Raw genomic sequence first — 22748 nt, 5'->3', positions numbered from 1 at the left:
TCTGCCACTGAAACCCCTCTTAATCTTTTGTTTCTTATTTAAGTGTTTGATAAATAAGCTCATTTTGTGTTGGCATAACTATTGCTTTTACTCCGTGTACAGAGAAGTTTTTGGAGTAATTTATGGATCGCGCACTGTTTCTCGCAATGAGTGGGGCCAAGCAAAATATGCAGGCACTACAATTGCGTGCTAATAACTTGGCTAACGTAAGCACGACAGGGTTTCGTGCGGATTTAGCACAGGCTCGCTCAATGCAGGCTTATGGTGAAGGCCATCCTTCACGTGTGTTCAGCATGACAGAGCGTCCAGGGCATAACTTTGCTCAAGGTAGTGTGATTACAACAGGGCGTGATCTGGATGTGACTATTGAAGGCAGCGGCTGGATATCGGTACTCGATCACACGGGTAAAGAAGGGTTGACCCGTAACGGTAACCTAAAAGTCGATCAAAATGGCATGCTTACTAACGCAAGTGGCCATTTGGTGCTGGGTGAAAACGATGCGCCGATTACTTTGCCTATTCCTCTCTCCAAAATTGAAATCGGTCGTGATGGCACCATCTCTGTGCTTCCTCAAGGTGCCCCGGCGGAAGAATTCCAAGCGGTTGATCGCATTAAGCTTGTTAAGCCTAATGATCAAAGCTTATTTAAAGACACCAATGGCTTATTTCGCCATAAAACTCCAAACCAACCTTACGAAGCAGACGCTACTGTTAGCCTCCAGACAGGAGCGATTGAAGGCAGTAACGTGAATGCCGTAGGTGAAATGACCGCATTGATTGACTTACAGCGTCAGTTTGAAATGCAAGTCAAGATGATGAGCACTGCTGAAGAGATGGATAAATCTTCAGATTCACTGCTTCGTATGAGTTAACAGAGTTAGAGGTTCACTATGCATCCAGCACTATGGGTAAGTAAAACAGGTCTAGACGCCCAACAAACCAACATTGCCACGATTTCGAACAACTTGGCGAACGCCTCTACTGTGGGCTACAAAAAGAGCCGTGCGGTATTCGAAGATTTGTTCTATCAGAACATCAACCAGCCTGGCGGCCAATCATCTCAGAACACTGAGCTTCCGAGTGGCTTGATGCTAGGTGCGGGTTCTAAAGTGGTTGCGACGCAAAAAGTGCACACGCATGGTAATGCGCAGACAACGACCAACGCACTGGACATGATGGTTGAAGGCGACGGCTTCTTCCAAGTGACGTTGCCGGATGGCAACATCGGTTACACCCGTAACGGTCAGTTCACGTTAAATGGTGAAGGCACGTTAGTCACGTCGGGTTCTGGCTACCCTGTAGAACCTGAAATTGTGATTCCAGAAGATGCGATTTCTATCACTGTCGGTACGGATGGTGAAGTATCGGTTCGCGTCCGTGGTCAGCAAGACAACCAAGTCGTTGGTCAGCTAACCATTACAGACTTTGTTAACCCAGGTGGCCTAGAGCCAATTGGCCAGAACCTTTACTTACCAACGGGTGCCAGTGGCGATCCACAAGAAGGTGTTCCTGGTTTGGACGGTTTGGGTGAAATCCGTCAATCTATGCTGGAAGCGTCTAACGTGAATGTAACGGAAGAGTTGGTCAACATGATCGAAGCCCAGCGCGTTTACGAAATGAACTCAAAAGTGATCTCGTCAGTCGATAAGATGATGAGCTTCGTTAACCAGCAGTTATAACGGTTAAGAGCAAGAATTGAGGAGCTCACGATGAAACGTATTTGTCTACTTGCTTTGATTGCCACGATGTCGGGTTGTGCCATGTTAGAGCCGATTGAAACGGATGAAGTGACACAAGCAACGACGGTGGTTGACGCGGTAGAAGGCGATAAATCGAAAGAAGAGAGCAGCGGTATCGTGGATACACTGCGTGGCAGAAGCGATCCGGTTGCGGGTGATCCTGCATGGGCTCCTATTCATCCGAAAAAGAAACCTGAGCATTATGCTGCTGCAACAGGTTCACTGTTTAGCGCCGAGCACATTACCGATCTTTACGACGATTCCAAGCCACGTGGTATTGGCGACATTATTACCGTGACACTGGATGAGACTACCAGCGCCACGAAAAGCGCCAATGCCGATTTATCGAAAACCAATGAAGCGCAAATGGACCCGCTTCAAGTGGGTGGCGAAGAGCTGCAAATTGGTGGCAAATACAATTTCTCTTATGACTTAAATAACTCAAACTCATTTGCGGGTGACTCTTCTGCTAAGCAGAGTAACAGCATCAGTGGTTACATTACTGTTGAGGTGATTGAAGTTTTGGCAAATGGCAACCTCGTTATCCGTGGAGAAAAATGGATGACGCTTAATACGGGTGATGAGTACATACGTTTAAGCGGCACTATTCGTCCGGATGACATTAGTTTCGACAATACTATTGCATCAAACCGCGTTTCTAACGCAAGAATTCAGTATTCTGGCACCGGTGTACAACAAGATATGCAAGAGCCGGGTTTCTTGGCACGATTCTTTAATGTAGCGCTATAACACGCCGTGCTGACGGCAATTTGACTGCAAGAGATAAGTAAGCATGAAAAAACTCCTTTTAATACTGATGAGCGTTGCTCTGTTTTCTACCGCTGCCCAAGCTGCACGTATCAAAGACGTCGCGCAAGTGGCAGGTGTACGAAGCAACCAACTCGTGGGTTATGGTTTGGTTTCAGGCTTACCTGGCACAGGCGAAGCGAACCCGTTTACGGAGCAAAGTTTCGCCGCTATGCTGCAAAACTTCGGCATTCAGATGCCGCCGGGCACAAAGCCAAAAATTAAAAACGTTGCTGCAGTCATGGTAACGGCAGAGTTGCCGCCTTTCTCTAAACCGGGTCAGCAAGTAGACGTGACAGTCTCTTCCATCGGAAGTGCCAAAAGTTTGCGTGGTGGTACGCTACTGCAAACGTTCCTCAAAGGTCTCGATGGTCAAGTTTACGCGGTTGCTCAAGGTAACTTAGTGGTGAGCGGCTTCAGTGCTGAAGGTGCTGACGGTTCAAAAATCGTAGGTAACAATCCAACCGTTGGTCTTATCTCTAGTGGTGCGACAGTAGAGCGAGAAATTCCAAACCCATTTGGTCGTGGTGATTACATCACGTTCAACTTGCTTGAGTCAGACTTCACAACGGCTCAACGTATGGCGGATGCGGTAAACAACTTCCTTGGCCCACAAATGGCGAGTGCAGTAGACGCGACGTCGGTACGTGTACGTGCCCCTCGTGATGTCAGCCAGCGTGTGGCGTTCTTATCGGCAATTGAAAACCTAGAGTTCGACCCAGCAGATGGCGCAGCCAAAATCATCGTTAACTCTCGCACGGGTACCATCGTAGTTGGTAAACATGTTCGTCTCAAACCTGCTGCGGTAACGCATGGTGGCATGACGGTTGCGATCAAAGAAAACCTGAATGTTAGCCAACCGAACGGCTTTTCTGGTGGGCAAACCGTTGTCGTGCCAGACTCGGATATCGAAGTTAGCGAAGAGCAGGGCAAGATGTTTAAGTTCGAGCCAGGCTTAACGTTGGATGATTTGGTCCGTGCCGTTAACCAAGTCGGCGCAGCGCCGTCGGATTTGATGGCTATCTTGCAAGCATTGAAACAAGCTGGTGCCATTGAAGGCCAGTTGATCATCATTTAATGGTTAGGAGGTAGGTATAATGAACAATCCTAACGACATTGGTTTTATTCATGACATCAGTTCGCTGGATACCCTGCGTCAAAAAGCAGTGAAGGAAGGTAAAGATGGCGAGCAAGAAGCACTGCGTGCAGCAGCTCGTCAGTTCGAATCTATTTTCACCTCCATGATGTTGAAATCCATGCGAGAAGCCAATGAGGGCTTTGAGTCCAACATGATGAACAGCCAGAACGAGAAGTTCTATCGACAAATGCTCGATGAGCAGATGGCGAGTGAGCTCAGTTCGTCTGGTTCAATGGGCTTGGCCGATATGATTGTTAAGCAATTAACGGCTGGACAAGGTAACGACAAGAGTGAAACGGCAATGCGTGATGCGGCAAATAATGCCGTGGAATATCGTCGTGTTGACCCGAAAAAAGCGCGTGAGATTGAACAGCGCTTGATTGAATCTGGTCAGCTATCTCGACCAAGCAATGAACCAACTCGATTCGATTCGCCAGAATCTTTTGTTAACTCGATGAAGCCATACGCGGAGAAAGCCGCTAAAGCCCTAGGTGTCGAGCCATCTCTGCTACTTGCTCAAGCGGCTTTGGAAACGGGGTGGGGACAAAAGGTTGTGAAGAACGCGCGTGGCAGCAGCAACAACTTATTTAACATCAAAGCAGATCGAAGCTGGCGGGGGGACAAAGTGACGACTCAAACTCTAGAGTTCCACGATAACACGCCAGTGAAAGAGACGGCAGCGTTTCGCGCCTACTCAAATTACGAAGACAGCTTTAATGACTTTGTGCGCTTTTTAAATGACAACCCACGTTACGAGATGGCATTGCAACAGCGAGGGAATTCAGAGTCCTTCATTCGCGGCATCCACAGCGCGGGTTACGCGACTGATCCGAATTACGCAGACAAAGTCCTGCAGGTGAAGCAGAAAATCGAAAGTATGTAATTTACTCTTCGCCAGTTCATGTTGTTTTCGAAGGCTTGCCACTGTGCAAGCCTTTACTTTTTCTGAACATTCACACCTCTATTTTATTTGGCACACCTTTTGCTTTGATGTGTCTAGGTGATCGGTTTTGCCGATTTTATTTCGTTTTTGGGGGCATGTATGGCGTCAGATCTTCTGAATGTAGGTACTCAAAGTGTGCTTACTGCTCAGAGACAATTAAACACCACTGGTCATAACATTTCTAATGTTAATACAGAGGGTTATAGCCGCCAGTCTGTTATCCAAGGTACGAATGATCCGCGCATGTTTGGTGGTTCTACCTACGGCATGGGTGTGCATGTGGAAAATGTTCGCCGCTCGTGGGATCAGTTTGCCGTGAATGAACTGAACTTGTCGTCAACCAACAATGCCAACAAAACGGATACCCAAGACAATCTTGATATGCTCTCTAGCATGTTGAGCTCAGTTGCATCGAAGAAAATTCCAGAGAACTTGAACGAGTGGTTCGATGCGGTCAAAACCATGGCAGATACCCCGAACGATTTGGGGGCACGGAAAGTGGTATTGGAAAAGGCGAAAATCTTCTCTGATACATTAAATGACTTCCATGAAACCGTGCGATTGCAATCTGATGTGACCAATAAAAAATTGGATATGGGCATTGAACGCGTGAACCAACTTGCCTTGGAAATCCGCGATGTGCATCGGTTAATGATGCGCACACCCGGTCCACATAATGATTTGATGGACCAGCATGAAAAGCTGGTTACTGAGTTATCTGAGTACACCAAAGTTACCGTAACCCCACGCAAAAATGCGGAAGGGTTTAATGTTCACATTGGCAATGGACACACGCTAGTTTCTGGCACGGAAGCAAGCCAGCTCAAAATGATTGACGGCTATCCTGATGTTCACCAAAGACGATTAGCGATGGTGGAAGGAGATGGCATTAAAGCGATCAAGTCTGACGACATGGATGGCAAAATCGGTGCCTTGCTTGAAATGCGCGACAAACACATTCCGCAACTTCAGGATGAAATGGGCCGCTTAGCGACGGGATTTTCCTACAAAATTAATCAGCTGCAATCTCAAGGTCTGGATCTTAACGGTAAGATAGGTAAAGACGTATTTACCGACGTGAACTCTGAGCTGGTGGCAAAATCTCGAGTTTTTGCTGCGCCTGACTCTCAAGCTGATGTTGCGGTTTACATTGATGATATCTCAGCGATCAAAGGTGGTGAATATTCGCTACGTTATGATGGCGACCAGTATAGCGTAACAACACCGAAAGGTGAGCAAATGTCGTTGAACATTGATCAATCGGATTCTTCGTTTGTTCTGGATGGTATGAAAGTGCAAATTGGTGAAGGTCTTGCCGCTGGTGAGCGCGTATTGTTGCGCCCAACACGAAGTGGCGCAGCCATCATCAAGATGGAAACCAATGATGCAAAAGCCATTGCCGCGCAAAGTTATGAAGCTTCAACCACTTTTGCTCAAGGTAACGCCAAGTTCAAAATTCGTGAGGCGGGGGATGTCAAAGAGTTTGAGGTCACCGTACAACCAGCCGACGAGAAACATGATAAGCCATGGTTAAAGATCACGGACAACAAAGGCAATTTGCTATCGGACAAATACTCATACCCGCTAGACAAAGATAACCCGATGATTGAAATCTCAGTGCCGAAAAGTCATCCGCTGTATAAAAATGGCGATGCGACTGTATTTGAGCTGAGCGAAGGTGCGCTGATGAATGACAAGTTCACCGCGAACTTGGTGCCTTCGGAAGGTGGTAATGGCAACTTGAGAAAAATGCAGAAGATCCAAACAGACAAGATGATGGACGGAAAATCCAGTACTTTGATTGATGTTTATCACAACCTCAATACCGAAGTCGGATTGAAATCTTCTACAGCAAACCGATTAGCCTCTGTCGCTCGCTTAGAGCATGAAGCGGCACAAGAGCGCGTTGCTTCTATCTCTGGCGTTAACCTTGATGAAGAAGCGGCCAACATGATGAAGTTTCAACAAGCGTACATGGCTTCATCACGTGTGATGCAAGCGGCGAATGACACCTTCAATACCATTTTACAACTGAGGTAAGGAGAAGAGATAAGTGCTAACCCGAATTTCTAGTTTCCATAACTATCAGTCCGTGCAAAATGATTTGCGTCGTCAAGAGAATAAGGTTCACCATAACCAAGAGCAACTTGCTTCAGGAAAAAAGTTACTGAAACCTAGCGACGATCCCCTTGCGTCGCATTACATTCAAAATATTAGTCAGCAACAAGAACAGCTACAACAATATCTTAGCTCGATAGTGTTGGTGCGTAATCGTCTAGAAAACCACGAAGTTAATATCGCCAATGCGGAGAATTTTGCCGACGAGTCGAAGCGCTTAACGATGGAGATGATTAACGGTGCCTTTTCTGCGGAAGACCGACAAGCAAAGAAGCGTGAGTTAGAAGAGATTGCGAACAACTTCCTTAACTTAGTGAACTCGCAAGATGAATCTGGTAACTACGTGTTTGCTGGCACTAAGCCAAAAAGCCAACCATTCTATCGCGATAAAGACGGTAGTGTTCAGTACGCTGGAGACGATTACCAGCGCAAAATGAAAGTCTCCAGCATGCTTGAGATGCCAATGAACGATCCTGGCAGCAAGCTGTTTATGGAGATACCAAACCCATTTGGCGATTATCAGCCGAATTACGATCTACAAAACGGTTCTGAGTTGCTATTAAACAGAGCCACTAACGTTGATACGAAGGATGATGCGGCGTATCGCGTGACATTTGTCGATATGAACAACGGCAAATTTGGTTACCAACTAGAGCGTAACGGTAAAGTCGTGGATGCCGATGAGTTTTCTCCAGAAAAAGGCATTGAGTACAAAGGCCTGAAAGTGCACGTAAAAGGTCAAATTACGCCTGGCGATAGCATCGAGATCGAAAAGCGGGCAGAGTTCAGCATTTTCGATACCTTCAAGGATGCAATGGCGTGGTCAGATAAATCGGTGTCGGATACGTCGGCGACCGCCAAATTGCACCAAATGACAGAAGAATTTCACGCTGCTTTTATCCATTTGAATAAAGCGCGTACTGATGCTGGCGCTCGATTGAGCACGCTCGATATCCAAGAGCAAAACCACGAAGACTTTAATTTGTCTCTGGCGAAAGCGAAGAGCAACTTTGAGGATTTGGATTACTCTAAAGCCGTTATCGAGTTCAGTGAAAACTCGCGAGCGTTACAGGCATCGCAACAAGCATTCGGTAAGACCAAAGAGCTAACTCTGTTTAACTATATTTAGTCTGACTTAAGACACACTGTCTGATTTTTGATGCCTTATGTGCAAAGCCTTAAGTGCGATAAATCGACGTAAATTAAGAGTCATGCTATGCGGCACGATTTTACCCAAAGCGGCAATGACGCGAGAGGCAAGTCGGGCGGCAACAAAGTAGCGGTCAATATCTATGAAGCAAGATGAGCCTCATTATCCGGAAATGGTTTAGTGATAACGCTAACTTATTGTTTATGTGCTTCTTTTAAAAGCGGTGAAATAAATTTTATAAGTTGGCACACAAATTGTATTGAAAATATCAGAACAGCTTTAGAGATTCTAAACCCTGCGTTTAAGGCAGATTTAGCAAGTAATTTTTACGGTCAGTGCTTATCCAAATGAGAGTAAAGCTGGCCGCTTCGCAAAAGCTTGCGAACTCAAAAGGAGAGCAAAATGGCTGTAACAGTTAGTACTAACGTCTCCGCGATGACCGCGCAGCGTTACCTAAACAAAGCGACTGACGAATTAAATACGTCGATGGAGCGCTTATCTTCAGGACATAAGATTAACAGTGCAAAAGATGATGCGGCAGGTCTACAGATCTCTAACCGCTTAACCGCACAGTCTCGTGGTCTAGATGTCGCAATGCGTAACGCGAACGATGGTATCTCGATTGCCCAAACCGCTGAAGGTGCGATGAATGAGGCAACGTCAGTAATGCAACGTATGCGTGACCTGGCGATTCAATCATCGAACGGTACTAACTCTCCGGCTGAGCGTCAGGCGATCAACGAAGAGTCAATGGCATTGATTGACGAGCTAAACCGTATCGCAGAAACCACGTCATTCGGTGGCCGTCGTCTATTGAACGGCTCATTCGGTGAAGCGGCATTCCAGATTGGTGCGAGCTCAGGTGAAGCAATGATTATGGGGCTAACCAGCATTCGTGCGGACGATACTCGCATGGGCGGTGTGACCTTCTTATCGGAAAACGGTAAAGATAAAGATTGGGGCGTTGACCCTGCTAAATCGGACCTAAAAATCACTTTGCCAGGTATGGGTGAAGACGAAGACGGCAATGTCGATGATCTAGAAATCAACATTAATGCAAAAGCAGGTGACGACATCGAAGAGCTTGCTACGTACATTAATGGTCAGTCTGATATGATCAACGCGTCTGTAAGTGAAGATGGCAAGTTACAAGTTTTTGTTGCACATCCAAACGTTCAGGGTGAGATTTCAATTTCGGGTGGATTGGCGTCTGAGCTTGGTTTGAGCGATGAACCTCTTAGAACATCAGTACAAGATATTGATATGACAACCGTACAAGGTTCTCAAAACGCTATCTCTGTGCTGGATTCGGCACTGAAATACGTGGATTCACAACGTGCGGATCTGGGTGCGAAGCAAAACCGTCTGAGTCACAGCATCAACAACTTGGCAAACATCCAAGAAAACGTTGACGCGTCGAACAGCCGAATTAAAGACACGGACTTTGCGAAAGAAACCACGCAAATGACCAAAGCACAAATTTTGCAACAAGCAGGTACATCGATTCTTGCTCAAGCGAAACAGTTGCCAAACTCTGCAATGTCACTATTGCAGTAGTTTACTTAGCCTGTACTCAATACATTCAGACGTGGATGGGAATGCAGGCTTTTGGCAAGCAACTTTATAATAGAATGAGCGGCTCTCTCATCTCTCACCTGCCAATCATTTTCAATGTAAAGTTGCACTCGGTATGCCGGAAATGTGTTCATTTCTCTTGATCTCCACATAGGCTCTGGCGACCAACCTAGCCCCAGTTCTCTCAAAGGAAAAGGGGCTTTTTCTTTTCTAATTCTCACGTCTATCGTCTGCGAACTTACCTTCAATTGTTTCCTTTTGCTGGTTTTCTATACAATTTGGCCCGCTCGGCTCGATTTGTGGAAACTTGAGCACTTTTTCTTACTTTTCTTCAATTTTTTTAGCCAAATCTCGCAATGTTATTTTTTTAAATTTTTTTCTAAAGCTTCTGAATTTGGTGTCGTTAATAGGGGTAACTTTGAGAGAACTACTTGGTTTTCCGAGACGTCGGAAACCGCTATACCGGAAAATCAATTGGAGAAATCACCATGGCAGTGAATGTAAACACTAACGTATCAGCGATGACCGCCCAGCGTTACCTAAACAACGCAAACTCAGCTCAACAAACTTCTATGGAGCGTTTGTCTTCGGGTTTCAAAATCAACAGCGCAAAAGATGACGCTGCGGGTCTACAAATTTCGAACCGTTTGAACGTACAAAGCCGTGGTTTGGATGTGGCGGTTCGCAACGCGAACGACGGTATCTCAATTGCACAAACCGCTGAAGGTGCAATGAACGAGACCACTAACATTCTTCAACGTATGCGTGACTTGTCTCTACAATCAGCAAACGGCTCAAACTCGAAATCAGAGCGTGTGGCGATTCAAGAAGAAGTGACCGCGTTAAACGACGAACTAAACCGTATCGCAGAAACTACTTCTTTCGGTGGTAACAAGCTACTAAACGGCACACACGGTGCGAAATCGTTCCAAATCGGTGCGGATAACGGTGAAGCCGTGATGCTTGAGCTCAAAGACATGCGTTCAGACAACAAAATGATGGGCGGTGTAAGCTACCAAGCTGAAAGTGGTAAAGGTAAAGACTGGAACGTTGCTGAAGGTAAGAACGACCTAAAAATCAACCTAACGGACAGCTATGGCCAAGAGCAAGAAATCAACATCAGCGCAAAAGCGGGTGATGATATCGAAGAGCTTGCGACTTACATTAACGGTCAAACTGACCTAGTGAAAGCCTCAGTGGACCAAGACGGTAAACTGCAAATCTTTGCTGGCAACAACAAAGTCGAAGGCGAAGTCGAGTTTTCAGGCGGCCTATCTGGCGAGCTAGGTTTGGGCGAAGGTAAAAAAGTAACGGTAGATACTATCGACGTAACCTCAGTTGGTGGCGCACAAGAATCTGTGGCTATCATCGATGCGGCACTGAAATACGTAGACAGCCACCGCGCAGAGCTGGGTGCATTCCAGAACCGTTTCAACCATGCAATCAGTAACTTGGATAACATCAACGAGAACGTGAACGCGTCGAAGAGCCGTATCAAAGATACTGACTTCGCGAAAGAAACGACTCAAATGACCAAGTCACAAATTCTATCGCAAGCGTCAAGCTCAATCCTTGCGCAAGCGAAACAAGCGCCAAACTCAGCACTAAGTCTGCTAGGTTAATCACCTTAATAAGACAAGATACAAAAGCCAGGCTTATCCCTGGCTTTTTTGCTTATCGGCTATAACGATTTAGATGCGTCCCAACAGGATGTTCGACAAGGCACTCATATCGATTAGATGGTCTCTTTAAATACCAATGTTGCCGCGATGGTGGCGCAGAGACACTTGAGTCAAGCGGCAGCGCAAAACGTCGAGTCACAACGCAACCTAACTTCTGGTTTTCGAATTAATTCGGCGAGTGATGATGCGGCAGGTTTACAGATATCCAATACTCTCCATGTGCAAACGAGAGGGCTTGATGTCGCCTTAAGAAATGCGCACGATGCTTATTCGGTAGCGCAAACCGCGGAAGGCGCGTTACATGAGAGCAGTGATATTTTGCAACGGTTACGCTCTCTAGGGCTTCAAGCAGCAAACGGTAGTAACGATACCAGTGACCGACAAAGCATCCAGTACGAGGTCGTAGCGCTGCAGGATGAGCTTGATCGTGTCGCGATCACAACGACATTTGCGGATAAAAACCTGTTTGATGGATCTTACGGTTCACAAAGTTTCCATATTGGCGCGAACGCTAACTCAATCTCTTTGACGTTACGTAATATGCGTAGCCATATCCCAGAGATGGGAGGGCAGCATTATGTTGGTGATGCGGTCGATAAAGATTGGCGAGTCACTAAAGATAACCAAACTCTAAAAGTCGAATACCAAGACAGTAAAGGGCAAACCCAAACGGAATCCATTGGGCTCAAATTGGGTGATCGCATAGAACAGGTCGCCACTTACATCAATGCTCAACAATCGGTAGTGAGTGCCTCAGTAACGGAAAATAATGAGCTGCAATTCTTTGCCTCTACGATGATTGCGCCAGAGGGCGTGCATCTAGAAGGCAGTTTAGCGGATGAGCTTGATATAAGCACCGGTCAATCAGTCACAATGGATGACATCGATATGTCGACGGCTGGTAAGGCGCAGTTTTCAATTGGGGTGATTGATGCAGCAATTAAGTACGTTGATTCGCACCGAAGTGAAATTGGCAGCTTTCAGAACCGTGTAAATGGTTCGGTGTATAACTTAAATACCGTGAATCGGAGTGTTACAGAATCCAAGAGTCGAATAAGAGATACAGATTTTGCAAGAGAATCTACGGAAATGGTGCGTTCTCAAGTGCTCCAAGATGCGACAACTGCGTTATTGGCTCAGGCAAAACAAAGGCCGAGTTCGGCACTTGGTCTACTCAGTTGAATCTGGTAAGAAAGCATAAACTTCAGGTAATAAAAAACGCTGCCAATGGCAGCGTTTTTTCGTGTCCGGCTAAGTAAAAATTACTTAGTTACACGTAGAACTGGAGTTTCACCAACAGTCACAGAACCAGAAAGCTTGTTCAGCTCTTTGATTTCGTCCATGTTAGAGATAACAACTGGAGTTAGCGTTGACTTCGCTTTCTCTTCTAGAAGAGCTAGATCGAATTCAATAACAGTGTCGCCAGCTTTAACAGTTTGACCTTCTTCAGCGATACGCGTGAAGCCTTCGCCTTTTAGTTCAACTGTGTCGATACCGAAGTGAACGAAAAGCTCAACACCGTCGTCAGACTCGATAGAGAATGCGTGGTTAGTTTCGAAGATCTTACCGATAGTACCGTTTACAGGAGCTACCATTTTGTTGCCTGCTGGCTTGATAGCAATACCGTCACCAACGATTTTCTCAGCGAAAACAACATCTGGCACGTCTTCGATGTTTACAATCTCACCAGAAAGTGGCGCGATGATTTCGATAGCACCAGCGTCAGCGCTGTCATCAGATACAAGCTTCTTAAGTTTGTCAAACAGACCCATTGTGTCATGCTCCTAAGGTTTGGTTTTATTCTGTCGAATTATAGTATACCAATATAGCGCATTAGACGACTTTTTTCGCCGTCTAATGGCCATTAAGTATTGAATTACTTGGTACTACCGATTACTGAGCTTTCTCAGCAATAAACTTTTCTACCACTGCTTCGATTTCTGCAGCTGTTGGTAGAGAAAGGGCTTCTTCAGCCATTGCTTTCACTTCTGCGAAGTTAGAGTTACGAACTACTTTCTTCACTTTAGGGATTGAAATGCCGCTCATTGAGAACTCGTCCAGACCCATACCTAGAAGTAGAAGCGTTGCACGCTCGTCACCTGCAAGTTCACCACACATACCAGTCCATTTTCCTTCTGCGTGAGAAGCGTCGATAACTTGCTTGATCACGGTTAGTACTGCTGGTGATAGTGGGTTGTAAAGATGAGAGATCATCTCGTTACCACGGTCTACCGCTAGCGTGTACTGAGTTAGGTCGTTTGTACCGATAGAGAAGAAAGATACTTCTTTCGCTAAGTGGTGTGCGATCGCTGCAGCAGCAGGAGTTTCAACCATAACACCGATTTCGATGTTTTCGTCGAATGCGTGGCCTTCAGCGCGTAGCTCTTCTTTGTACTCTTCGATCGCTTTCTTAAGCTCACGGATTTCTTCAACAGAGATGATCATTGGGAACATGATACGCAGTTTACCGTGTGCAGACGCACGTAGGATACCACGTAGCTGATCACGAAGGATTTCACGACGATCCAGGCTGATACGTACAGCACGCCAGCCTAGGAATGGGTTCATCTCTTTTGGAAGATCCATGTATGGGAGATCTTTATCGCCGCCGATATCCATAGTACGGATGATCACAGCTTGACCGTTCATTGCTTCCGCAACTTCTTTGTACGCTTGGTACTGTTCTTCTTCAGTTGGAAGTGCAGTACGGTCCATAAATAGGAATTCAGTACGGTACAGACCAACACCTTCACCGCCGTTACGGAGGATACCGTCACAGTCTTTCACTGTACCGATGTTACCGCAAACTTCTACACGGTGACCGTCAGTCGTTTCTGCGTGTAGGTCTTTCAGTTTCGCTAGCTCTTCTTTTTCAGCTAGGAATGCCGCTTTAACCGCTTTTGCTTCTTCTAGCTCAGCTTCTGATGGGTTAACAACAATCTTGTTGTTCATCGCGTCAAGAATCAGCATATCGCCATTCTTAACTTTTTTCGTGATGTCGTTAGTGCCAACGATAGCTGGAAGCTCAAGAGAGCGAGCCATGATTGAAGTGTGAGATGTACGACCGCCGATATCACAAGCAAAACCAAGTACGTAGTCTAGGTTAATTTGTGCCGTTTCAGATGGCGTTAGATCGTAAGCAACTAGGATAACTTCTTCATTGATGTCGCTAAGCGAAACAATGTTGATACCCAGTGCGTTTTTCACAAAACGAGAACCGATATCGCGGATGTCAGTTGCACGTTCTTTTAGGTATTCGTCATCTAGTGACTCAAGAGCACATGCTTGCTCTTCGATAACTGAGTGGATAGCGTGATCCGCAGTCATCTTGTCGTTTTTGATAAGTGCTAGGATCTCTTCTTCTAGCTCTTCGTCTTCAAGAAGCATGATGTGACCTTCAAAGATCGCTTCTTTTTCTTCACCAAACGTTTCAAGCGCTTTTTGCTTGATTGTTTCTAGCTGAGCTGCAGATTTGTTACGAGCGTCGAAGAAACGCTGAACTTCAGCTTCTACTTGATCGTCAGAAATAGTGTTTGTGTTTAGGACAATTTCATCTTCTTGAAGTAGTAGTGCTTTACCGATTGCAATACCAGGAGATGCTAGGATGCCTGAAATCATAGCCTTACCTTAAGTTTGGTCAACTTTATAAAACGGGAGAATAATGGGTGCGCTAACGAATAGTTTTAGCTTAGTTTTGAGCCTATTTCCAACGAAGCCATTTTGCTTTCACAAAATGGCTTCTGGAGTAGGAGACCGGATTAGTGTAGTTGGTCCATTAGAGCAACTAGGTGGTCAACTGCTTGCTGAGCTTGTGGGCCTTCAGCAGAAATAGTTACTTGAGTACCTTTTACTAGGCCTAGTGTTTGTAGTTTGAATAGGCTCTTAGCGCTAGCGCTTTTACCGTTAGAAGTCACAGTGATGTCTGCGTCGAATGCTTTTGCTTCTTTAACAAACTGTGCAGCTGGACGAGTGTGAAGGCCGTTTTCTGCTGTGATTTCTACTTGCTTCTCGTACATGTGATATACCCCAATAAATGTATTTTTTTGTTAGTTTGTGACTAGATTTTAGCTTAACTGCTTTACATCTTGTGCGCTAGCACGGGAAGAGTTCAAAGCGCGTCAGTTCTGATACTAGTCAAAAGTTTGGTAACTACGCAACTGTTTGCGTGCGTAATCACTTTGAAACCTTTTTGTGTTCTGCTTCTTTATTTTGAAGCTAGAAATAAAACACCCTGATATTACCAAAGGTAGGGCAGGGATCAACAAAAAAGCCCCTAAACGGGGCTTTTTTAAACTAAAAATTGATTTGAACACATATTATTGTTGGTTCTCTTTTTCGGTAAAGATACCTGCAAAGAGTGCTGTACTTAGGTAACGCTCACCTGAACTTGGTAGAACGGTTACAATTGTTTTTCCTTCAAATTCAGGGAGTTCTGCAAGTCGGTTAGCTGCAACAACAGCCGCGCCGGATGAGATGCCAGCTAGGATACCTTCCTCTTCCATTAGGCGACGAGCCATCTCAATCGCTTCTTCTGAGGTGACTTGTTCAACGCGGTCAATAATGTCTAAATCGAGGTTACCTGGGATGAAACCAGCACCGATACCTTGGATCTTGTGCGGAGCAGGTTGGATTTCTTCGCCAGCAAGTGCTTGTGCAATAACTGGAGACTCTGCTGGCTCAACTGCGACAGAAGTGATGGCTTTACCTTTTTCACCTTTGATGTAACGGCTTGTACCTGTGATAGTACCGCCCGTACCAACACCAGCAACGAATACGTCGATTTCACCGTCTGTCGCTTCCCAAATCTCAGGGCCCGTAGTCTTCTCGTGGATTTCTGGGTTCGCAGGGTTGTCAAATTGTTGAAGAAGTAGGTACTTCTCTGGGTTGCTTGCTACGATTTCTTCTGCTTTAGCAATCGCCCCTTTCATGCCTTTCGCCGCTTCAGTCAGCTCAAGGTTAGCGCCTAGTGCTTTAAGTAGCTTACGGCGTTCTAGGCTCATTGATTCAGGCATGGTCAATGTTAGCTTGTAACCGCGAGCAGCCGCTACGAATGCTAGAGCAACACCTGTGTTACCACTGGTAGGTTCTACAAGCTCTACACCTGGCTTAAGAAGCCCCGCTTTCTCTGCTTCCCAAATCATGTTTGCACCGATACGGCACTTAACACTGAAGCTAGGGTTACGCGCTTCAATTTTCGCGAGAACTTTGCCTTTGCTCACTTTGTTTAGACGAACGAGAGGTGTATTACCGATAGTAAGAGAGTTATCTTCGTAGATTTTGCTCATAGTGATGTTCCTTCATTACACGTTGTGTGAATATGGATAGAAGAATATGCGGTATGAAAAAAAGGGAAAAGGATTAAAAAGTTATATCTTATTAGGTTGGCCCAGAACTTGATAAAAGAAAAGGGAAAAGCTGGCGCTGATCCCTTTCCTTAATCTCTAATCGACTATCGTTGGTGCTTAAACTCCGCCACCCACATAGCGGTTGCGCCACATATTGCTACAGGCATGACAATGAGGTTCAAAATTGGGATCGTCGTAAACACAGACACCAATACCCCAAAGCCATAGGCCTTACCTTGCTTTTGTTTCAATTTGTAACGCATGTCGTTAAATGGGATTTTATGGTTATCAAACGGGTAGTCACAATATTGAATCGCGAGCATCCAGGCGGTAAAGATAAACCATAAAAATGGGCCTACTGTTTGTCCAAGGGCAGGGATGAGCAATAACAGAAATAGGCCTATTGCTTTAGGTAAGATGTAAAGGAGCTTTCTCCATTCACGAGCTAAAACGCGAGGAACATCTTTCAGGACTGCAGTGAAACCATCATCATTTACTTTTTGTCCCGTTAAGTACTCTTCCACTTTTTCAGCTAAGAGGCCATTGAATGGCGCGGCGATAAAGTTCGCGAGCGTGCTGAAAAAATAGGAGAAGGTAGCGAGTATCGTCAGAGCGAGTAAAGGCCAAAGAATGTAAGTTAACCAGGATAAAAACTCAGGCAGCTGCCCAATCCAGTCTTCGATCCATATATTAAGGTTTGAAAATAGATAGAAGATGGCACCACCCACAAGCAAGATATTTGCAAGTAGAGGTAAGATGACAAAGCGTCTGATTTTAGGGGCAAGTGCCAATTGTATCCCGTATAGAAAATAACCGAATCCGGTTCTCTGCTGATTGTTTTGCTTCATGTCTATTTTGGCTTCGTGTAAATGAAAACTCATTGTACCTGTGAGGGCTTTTCTTTCAATGCCCTGACAAATGACGTCTTGTTAAGTGGAATCGTGGCAAGAATCACAACAAAAAACGGAACTTCTTGCATTAAGTTGTTCTAAATCTACATATAGTTTTGGTAAAGTAAACGTATCATTCAGATTTATTGCACTTGGGTTGCTGCTCAAGGAACTGCGAGTAGTAAAAACAAGTATATTGAGAGTAAATAATGCAGGAATTGCGATTCGTACTCATTGTTGTTGGCGCATTAGCCATCGCGGCATTGCTGTTTCATGGTTTGTGGAGCAGTAAAAAAGAAGGCAAAGCAAAGTTTGGTAACAAGCCGCTTGGTAAGCTGGATGTTGACCAAGGGGACAAAAATGATCTTGTCGAGAAAGAACGAGACTTCGCTCCCGCTCCTGAAGATGACTTTGAGATCATTCGTAAAGATCGCAAAGAACCAGATTTTGGGATGGCGAGTTCTTTCGACAACAAATTTGAATCTGACCCGCTATTCGGTGGTCCATCTGAAGTAACACAGACACAGCAGGAGCCAGATGACATCCCTTCATTTGTTGCAGAAAAAGATAAAGAAGAGGACGTTCAGCCTGTTGTTCAAGCACCAGTAGTTGAAGAGCCACTCCAGCCTGCTGCGGAAGAAGAAGCTATTCCCGCCGCGTTTGATATTACTGAGAAAGAACAGCAAGTCGAAACGGTTAGCGACCCTGTCGTTGCAGAGCCTAAGGAAGAGCCAAAGCCTGAACCTGAAATGCAAGTGATTGTATTGAATGTGCACTGCGCGGGTGAAGAGCCATTTGTTGGTACTGCTTTATTTGAGAGTATGCAACAAAACGGCTTAATTTATGGCGAGATGGATATTTTCCACCGTCATGTCGACTTGTCCGGTAACGGCAAAGTGCTGTTTAGCGTCGCTAATATGATGCACCCTGGTACGTTTGAGCATGCTGATCCTGCTGAGTTTACAACGAAGGGTATTTCATTCTTCATGACATTGCCTTGTTATGGTGAGGCTGAACAGAACTTCAACTTAATGCTCCGAACTGCGCAGCAAATTGCTGATGATTTAGGTGGCAACGTTCTTGATGACCAGCGTAACTTAATGACGCCAGACCGTTTAGCGTCTTATCGACGTCAAATAGTTGAGTTTAATGCCGCTAACGCATAATCTTAACAGCAAATAATAATAGGGCTCCGGATGGAGCCCTTTTTCTTGGATTTCCCAACCTCACCGATTGAAAATACACGGGGCTTTACTATGTCTGAATCAGTACTTCAGCGATTAGAAGAACTAAAAGAGTCGTTGCATTACCACGCTGTGCGTTACTACGTGGAAGATAACCCAGAGATCCCTGATGCCGAGTACGACCGCTTAATGCGAGAGCTCCTGGATATTGAAGCTGAGAACCCTGATTTAATTACCGTAGATTCACCAAGTCAACGTGTCGGTGGACAACCTCTCTCTGCGTTTAGCCAAGTGACACATGAAGTACCGATGCTTTCGCTTGATAATGCGTTTGATGACAGCGAACTTGATAGTTTCCATAAGCGAGCACAAGAGCGGGTGGGCAGTCAGAGTGTGAAAGAATACTGTTGTGAGCCGAAACTGGATGGACTCGCAGTTAGTTTACTGTATGAGAACGGTGTCTTAGTTCAGGCGGCAACACGAGGCGATGGCACTACTGGCGAGAACATCACAGAAAATGTACGTACGATTAAAGCCATTCCTTTAAAACTCAGGGGTAATGACTGGCCAAATCGTCTTGAAGTTCGTGGTGAAGTCTTTATGCCGAAAGCTGGGTTTGAAAAGCTCAATGAATTAGCAAGGAAGAAAGGCGAGAAAATCTTTGTTAATCCACGTAATGCTGCGGCAGGTAGCTTACGACAATTGGATTCACGCATTACGGCTTCTCGTCCCCTTAGCTTCTATGCATACAGTGTAGGCGTGGTGCAAGGCGCGGAATTGGCGGCAAGTCACTACGAACGCTTCTTGCAAATTAAATCTTGGGGATTACCAATGTGCCCGGAGACCAAGCGAGTTGAAAGTTTGGCGGATGTAAAAGCTTACTACCAAGATATCTTGCAGCGTCGTGATGCCCTTCCTTATGAGATCGATGGTGTCGTCATTAAAATTGACGATATTGCCGTGCAAGAGCGTCTTGGATTTGTTGCTCGCGCTCCACGTTGGGCGATTGCCTACAAATTCCCGGCTCAGGAAGAAATGACGACGTTGAATGAGGTGGAATTCCAAGTCGGTCGTACTGGTGCGATTACACCTGTTGCTAAACTAGAGCCTGTATTTGTTGGCGGGGTAACGGTAAGTAATGCTACGCTTCATAACGCAGATGAGATAGAACGTCTGCAAGTTAAGATCGGTGATCACGTTGTGATTCGTCGAGCGGGTGATGTTATTCCTCAAGTCGTTTCTGTCATCAAAGAGCGTCGACCAGAAACAGCGCGAGATATTATTTTTCCAACTCAGTGTCCTGTTTGTGGTTCGCATGTTGAACGAATCGAAGGAGAGGCGGTAACACGTTGTACGGGTGGCTTAGTTTGCCAAGCCCAACGTAAACAAGCGCTAAAACACTTTGTGTCTCGTAAAGCGTTAGACGTTGACGGTCTAGGCGATAAAGTGATCGAGCAACTTGTTGACCGTGAGATGGTGAAAACTCCTGCTGACTTATTTAAGTTATCTGCGGGGATTTTAACGGTATTAGATCGCATGGGGCCAAAGTCTGCGCAGAACATTGTGAATGCGTTAGAAAAATCAAAAGAGACAACGTTACCTCGCTTTTTGTATTCGCTTGGGATTCGTGAAGTTGGCGAGGCAACCGCCGCAAACCTAGCAATGCACTTTAAAACGTTGGAAGCCATCCAAAATGCTAACGAAGAGCAGTTAATTGAAGTGCAAGACATCGGTGCTGTGGTTGCTCAACATATTACGACTTTCTTCAGTGAAGAGCAGAACCAAGCAGTGGTTAAAGATTTGCTTGAACAAGGCATCCACTGGCCAGAGATTAATACTACTGAGCAGGTAGGGGAGCTACCGTTAGAAGGTAAGACGGTCGTATTGACAGGAACACTTTCTCAATTAGGTCGCACAGAGGCTAAAGAAGCCCTCCAATCCCTAGGTGCAAAAGTGACAGGTAGTGTTTCTAAGAAAACGGATATTTTGTTTGCTGGTGAAAATGCAGGTTCGAAGTTGGCAAAGGCACAAGAACTGGGTATCGAGATCAAAACAGAACAAGACTTACTCGAGTTGATGAATTAAGTCTCATCAAAAAAGCTAAAAAATAACTAAAAGCCCGACATGGTAAGCATGTCGGGCTTTTTTTTGCCCATAATTAAGTGCTTTTTTATTGAGTTTTTTATGCTTTTTATCTTTTCAGTGATCAAGATCTCCCATTGAATTATTAAGGTTTTTTACTTCTTTAGTCTGCGAGTGACTTCAAGTTGGAGTTCTAGGGGGGGGTTAAGTTATTGATATTTAATGTTTAACTGTCTTTTTGTGTTGGTGTTGTTAAAAGTAAGATCTGGATCAACAACTTATATGGAACTTTGGACTGGCTCATATTTTTTTAGAAAAAAAATAAGTTCCGTTTGGATGTTTTTAGCTGCGAAGTTAGTCTTAATCACGTGGATACACGGTGTGTATGCAGGAACTAAAAAAAGCCAAATTAGAAATAATGAGGTTTGATCAGGAATTTACTTCTCTCCTTCGGCGGCCAACTAAAGGTGAGATAGAAAAATACAGCTATATCCATTTTTAGGAGTTTTTCCATGGACAAATTTTTTAAGGTTTCAGCGTTAACCGCAGCAATGTTTGGTGTTGTTGCTGTTGCTCCAGCTACAGCGTCTACTGAAAGTGCAGCAGGTGGCGAGTACGTCGAGAAAGTGAACGAATTTATGCAAGACTCTAGTCTTAATGCATTATTTCTAGTTGATACTCGTTCTCGTACTCGTACAACAGGTAAGCCAGGCGGTGAAAACGGTGACCGTTGGAGTCGTCTAAACTACTCTTCTTACAACGCAATTTTAGACTTTACTTCTGGCTACCACGATGGTTGGGTTGGTGCAGATGTTGCGGCTTACTATTCTGGCGACCTTTACAACGATAGCCTTTACAATTCAAACGAAGGCTACCTATGTAACGAAATTTCAACTTGTAACAACCTAGACTGGGGTGCAGGTGATGGTCAACAGCTTAAAGTTTACAAAGCAGCACTGAAGTTCAAAGCAAACGAAAGCTTCAACGCGCGCTTTGGTATGCTACAAGCGGGTGGTAACGGTACTATTGGTAACGTTTGGAGTTTCGTACCTGGTACTTACCGTGGTTTCGAACTGAACGCTAAACTAGGTGATTTCAACCTAAGCTACTTTGGTGCAGACCAATTTACAGCACCTTGGCTACTTCACGAAGATGACTACGCGCCAGCGCTTTGGTCTGACACTTCATGGAGCTACCTACACTCTCTAGGCCTAAACGGTAACCTAACTGACAGCTTGTTTATGCAACTTGGTTTGGGTCAAGCTACTGGCGTTCAATATGCAAATGGTATCGACTGGGGTGCAGGTCAAGTAACTAGCTACCACAACGAAACTGACAACACTTCTTACAAGGCTTACTTGAAGTACACTGTGAGTGACCGTACAACTCTAGCATTTGATTTCTACGGTGTTGACGATGATGTGAAATACGATGGTCTAGGTTTCCACACTGGTCTATCTTTGAATCAATCTTTCGGCAAGCTAGCTTGGATGTCTGAGCTACGCTACACAGACACAGACAACCGTGCTGACTTCGTTCCACGTACAATTCATACTTACGGTATGAACAACGGTACTTGGTCTCAGTGGTGGGATGCACTGTCTGACTGGAACAAAGCGGGTGAGCTAGCGTGGTACAACCGTCTATCGTACAACCAAGGTAACGGCTGGAACTACTACCTAGGCTTTGGTTACGGTACTGGTGCTGATTCTGCAGCAAGCGGTGCATCAGGTGACTGGGATTACGAAAGTGAATACGCAGTTAACGCGACAGTATCTTACTCTCTACAGAGTGGCGCACTGAAAGGTTCTACGATCCGTCTACACGGTACAATCCTAGAGCGCGATGAGTACGCTGGTGCTGGTGATGCGGATGAAACAGACCTACGTCTACAAGTTCTTATCCCTTACAGCTTCCACTAATACTTAGTGAGATGATAAAAAGGAGCCGCTAGGCTCCTTTTTTATTTTACTTCTCGACCATCATATATTTTGCAATATAACGGCGGTAACATATGCACGTTACCGTTTGGTAACTCACACTTTATCTCTGGGGCTAGCGTACGTCCACCTGAAGCACCATTGGCATGAGTAGT

Annotated in this window: 18 protein-coding genes; 13 read left to right on the top strand and 5 right to left on the bottom strand. The window is 45.3% G+C overall.

The window, feature by feature from the left end; translation table 11 throughout:
* The first annotated feature begins 122 nt into the window (after positions 1-122).
* The 10 genes from flgF to NL645_RS11600 all read left to right on the top strand — a co-directional run bounded on the left by flgF (position 123) and on the right by NL645_RS11600 (position 12334).
* Entirely contained in the window at positions 123-872 is a 750-nt protein-coding gene (flgF, locus tag NL645_RS11645; protein WP_005382031.1) for a flagellar basal-body rod protein FlgF, read from the top strand.
* 18 nt (positions 873-890) lie between these two features.
* Positions 891-1679 (top strand): flagellar basal-body rod protein FlgG, encoded by a 789-nt coding sequence (flgG, locus tag NL645_RS11640; protein WP_005382032.1) that lies wholly within the window; start codon positions 891-893, stop codon positions 1677-1679.
* Between the two features lie 30 nt (positions 1680-1709).
* Entirely contained in the window at positions 1710-2489 is a 780-nt protein-coding gene (flgH, locus tag NL645_RS11635) for a flagellar basal body L-ring protein FlgH (protein ID WP_006743029.1), read from the top strand.
* A gap of 43 nt (positions 2490-2532) precedes the next feature.
* A complete protein-coding gene (locus NL645_RS11630) occupies positions 2533-3624 on the top strand; it encodes a flagellar basal body P-ring protein FlgI (RefSeq protein ID WP_006743028.1) in 1092 nt (363 codons plus the stop codon).
* A 16-nt stretch (positions 3625-3640) separates the two neighbouring features.
* The gene (gene flgJ, locus NL645_RS11625; protein ID WP_109169978.1) at positions 3641-4567 is read left to right on the top strand and encodes a flagellar assembly peptidoglycan hydrolase FlgJ; all 927 of its coding nucleotides are present in this window, start codon (positions 3641-3643) and stop codon (positions 4565-4567) included.
* A 159-nt stretch (positions 4568-4726) separates the two neighbouring features.
* Positions 4727-6667 (top strand): flagellar hook-associated protein FlgK, encoded by a 1941-nt coding sequence (flgK, locus tag NL645_RS11620; RefSeq protein ID WP_012842055.1) that lies wholly within the window; start codon positions 4727-4729, stop codon positions 6665-6667.
* A gap of 13 nt (positions 6668-6680) precedes the next feature.
* Positions 6681-7874 carry a flagellar hook-associated protein FlgL gene (gene flgL, locus NL645_RS11615; RefSeq protein ID WP_253651737.1) on the top strand — a complete coding sequence of 398 codons (1194 nt, stop codon included), beginning with the start codon at positions 6681-6683 and terminating at the stop codon, positions 7872-7874.
* Between the two features lie 423 nt (positions 7875-8297).
* A complete protein-coding gene (locus tag NL645_RS11610) occupies positions 8298-9452 on the top strand; it encodes a flagellin (RefSeq protein ID WP_006743025.1) in 1155 nt (384 codons plus the stop codon).
* 506 nt (positions 9453-9958) lie between these two features.
* The gene (locus NL645_RS11605) at positions 9959-11092 is read left to right on the top strand and encodes a flagellin (protein WP_005393103.1); all 1134 of its coding nucleotides are present in this window, start codon (positions 9959-9961) and stop codon (positions 11090-11092) included.
* A 117-nt stretch (positions 11093-11209) separates the two neighbouring features.
* A complete protein-coding gene (locus NL645_RS11600) occupies positions 11210-12334 on the top strand; it encodes a flagellin (protein ID WP_253651736.1) in 1125 nt (374 codons plus the stop codon).
* 80 nt (positions 12335-12414) lie between these two features.
* Here NL645_RS11600 and crr read toward each other — a convergent pair whose 3' ends face one another.
* The 5 genes from crr to cysZ all read right to left on the bottom strand — a co-directional run bounded on the left by crr (position 12415) and on the right by cysZ (position 17345).
* Positions 12415-12924, bottom strand: coding sequence for a PTS glucose transporter subunit IIA (crr, locus tag NL645_RS11595; RefSeq protein ID WP_005382041.1), 510 nt, complete (start codon positions 12922-12924; stop codon positions 12415-12417).
* 121 nt (positions 12925-13045) lie between these two features.
* Positions 13046-14770, bottom strand: coding sequence for a phosphoenolpyruvate-protein phosphotransferase PtsI (gene ptsI / locus NL645_RS11590; protein WP_005393100.1), 1725 nt, complete (start codon positions 14768-14770; stop codon positions 13046-13048).
* 140 nt (positions 14771-14910) lie between these two features.
* Positions 14911-15168, bottom strand: a complete 258-nt coding sequence (locus NL645_RS11585; protein WP_005382043.1) for an HPr family phosphocarrier protein — start codon at positions 15166-15168, stop codon at positions 14911-14913.
* Positions 15169-15468: 300 nt separating this feature from the next.
* Positions 15469-16437, bottom strand: coding sequence for a cysteine synthase A (gene cysK, locus NL645_RS11580; RefSeq protein WP_005382045.1), 969 nt, complete (start codon positions 16435-16437; stop codon positions 15469-15471).
* A gap of 164 nt (positions 16438-16601) precedes the next feature.
* Entirely contained in the window at positions 16602-17345 is a 744-nt protein-coding gene (gene cysZ, locus NL645_RS11575) for a sulfate transporter CysZ (protein ID WP_031780324.1), read from the bottom strand.
* A gap of 251 nt (positions 17346-17596) precedes the next feature.
* Between cysZ and zipA the strand changes: the two genes are divergently transcribed.
* The 3 genes from zipA (at position 17597) to NL645_RS11560 (ending at position 22575) form a co-directional block, all read left to right on the top strand.
* A complete protein-coding gene (gene zipA / locus NL645_RS11570; RefSeq protein WP_104974386.1) occupies positions 17597-18553 on the top strand; it encodes a cell division protein ZipA in 957 nt (318 codons plus the stop codon).
* A 90-nt stretch (positions 18554-18643) separates the two neighbouring features.
* A complete protein-coding gene (gene ligA / locus NL645_RS11565) occupies positions 18644-20656 on the top strand; it encodes an NAD-dependent DNA ligase LigA (RefSeq protein WP_041852978.1) in 2013 nt (670 codons plus the stop codon).
* Positions 20657-21165: 509 nt separating this feature from the next.
* Complete coding sequence (locus tag NL645_RS11560; protein WP_006742721.1) at positions 21166-22575, top strand: hypothetical protein; 1410 nt, start codon at positions 21166-21168, stop codon at positions 22573-22575.
* The last annotated feature ends 173 nt before the right edge of the window (positions 22576-22748 follow it).

The sequence above is a fragment of the Vibrio sp. Y51_MX_L26 genome (assembly GCF_024181935.1).
Taxonomy (GTDB): Bacteria; Pseudomonadota; Gammaproteobacteria; order Enterobacterales; family Vibrionaceae; genus Vibrio; species Vibrio diabolicus.
Note: the sequence above shows the minus strand (reverse complement) of the source record. Positions and strands in the feature narration are given on the sequence as shown.

Excerpts from the sequence above, each read along its gene's own strand:
- flgF (WP_005382031.1), top strand. The coding sequence starts at position 123 with ATGGATCGCGCACTGTTTCTCGCAATGAGTGGGGCCAAGCAAAATATG.
- flgG (WP_005382032.1), top strand. The coding sequence starts at position 891 with ATGCATCCAGCACTATGGGTAAGTAAAACAGGTCTAGACGCCCAACAA.
- flgH (WP_006743029.1), top strand. The coding sequence starts at position 1,710 with ATGAAACGTATTTGTCTACTTGCTTTGATTGCCACGATGTCGGGTTGT.
- NL645_RS11630 (WP_006743028.1), top strand. The coding sequence starts at position 2,533 with ATGAAAAAACTCCTTTTAATACTGATGAGCGTTGCTCTGTTTTCTACC.
- flgK (WP_012842055.1), top strand. The coding sequence starts at position 4,727 with ATGGCGTCAGATCTTCTGAATGTAGGTACTCAAAGTGTGCTTACTGCT.
- NL645_RS11610 (WP_006743025.1), top strand. The coding sequence starts at position 8,298 with ATGGCTGTAACAGTTAGTACTAACGTCTCCGCGATGACCGCGCAGCGT.
- NL645_RS11605 (WP_005393103.1), top strand. The coding sequence starts at position 9,959 with ATGGCAGTGAATGTAAACACTAACGTATCAGCGATGACCGCCCAGCGT.
- NL645_RS11600 (WP_253651736.1), top strand. The coding sequence starts at position 11,210 with ATGGTCTCTTTAAATACCAATGTTGCCGCGATGGTGGCGCAGAGACAC.
- crr (WP_005382041.1), bottom strand. The coding sequence starts at position 12,924 with ATGGGTCTGTTTGACAAACTTAAGAAGCTTGTATCTGATGACAGCGCT.
- ptsI (WP_005393100.1), bottom strand. The coding sequence starts at position 14,770 with ATGATTTCAGGCATCCTAGCATCTCCTGGTATTGCAATCGGTAAAGCA.
- NL645_RS11585 (WP_005382043.1), bottom strand. The coding sequence starts at position 15,168 with ATGTACGAGAAGCAAGTAGAAATCACAGCAGAAAACGGCCTTCACACT.
- cysK (WP_005382045.1), bottom strand. The coding sequence starts at position 16,437 with ATGAGCAAAATCTACGAAGATAACTCTCTTACTATCGGTAATACACCT.
- cysZ (WP_031780324.1), bottom strand. The coding sequence starts at position 17,345 with ATGAAGCAAAACAATCAGCAGAGAACCGGATTCGGTTATTTTCTATAC.
- zipA (WP_104974386.1), top strand. The coding sequence starts at position 17,597 with ATGCAGGAATTGCGATTCGTACTCATTGTTGTTGGCGCATTAGCCATC.
- ligA (WP_041852978.1), top strand. The coding sequence starts at position 18,644 with ATGTCTGAATCAGTACTTCAGCGATTAGAAGAACTAAAAGAGTCGTTG.
- NL645_RS11560 (WP_006742721.1), top strand. The coding sequence starts at position 21,166 with ATGGACAAATTTTTTAAGGTTTCAGCGTTAACCGCAGCAATGTTTGGT.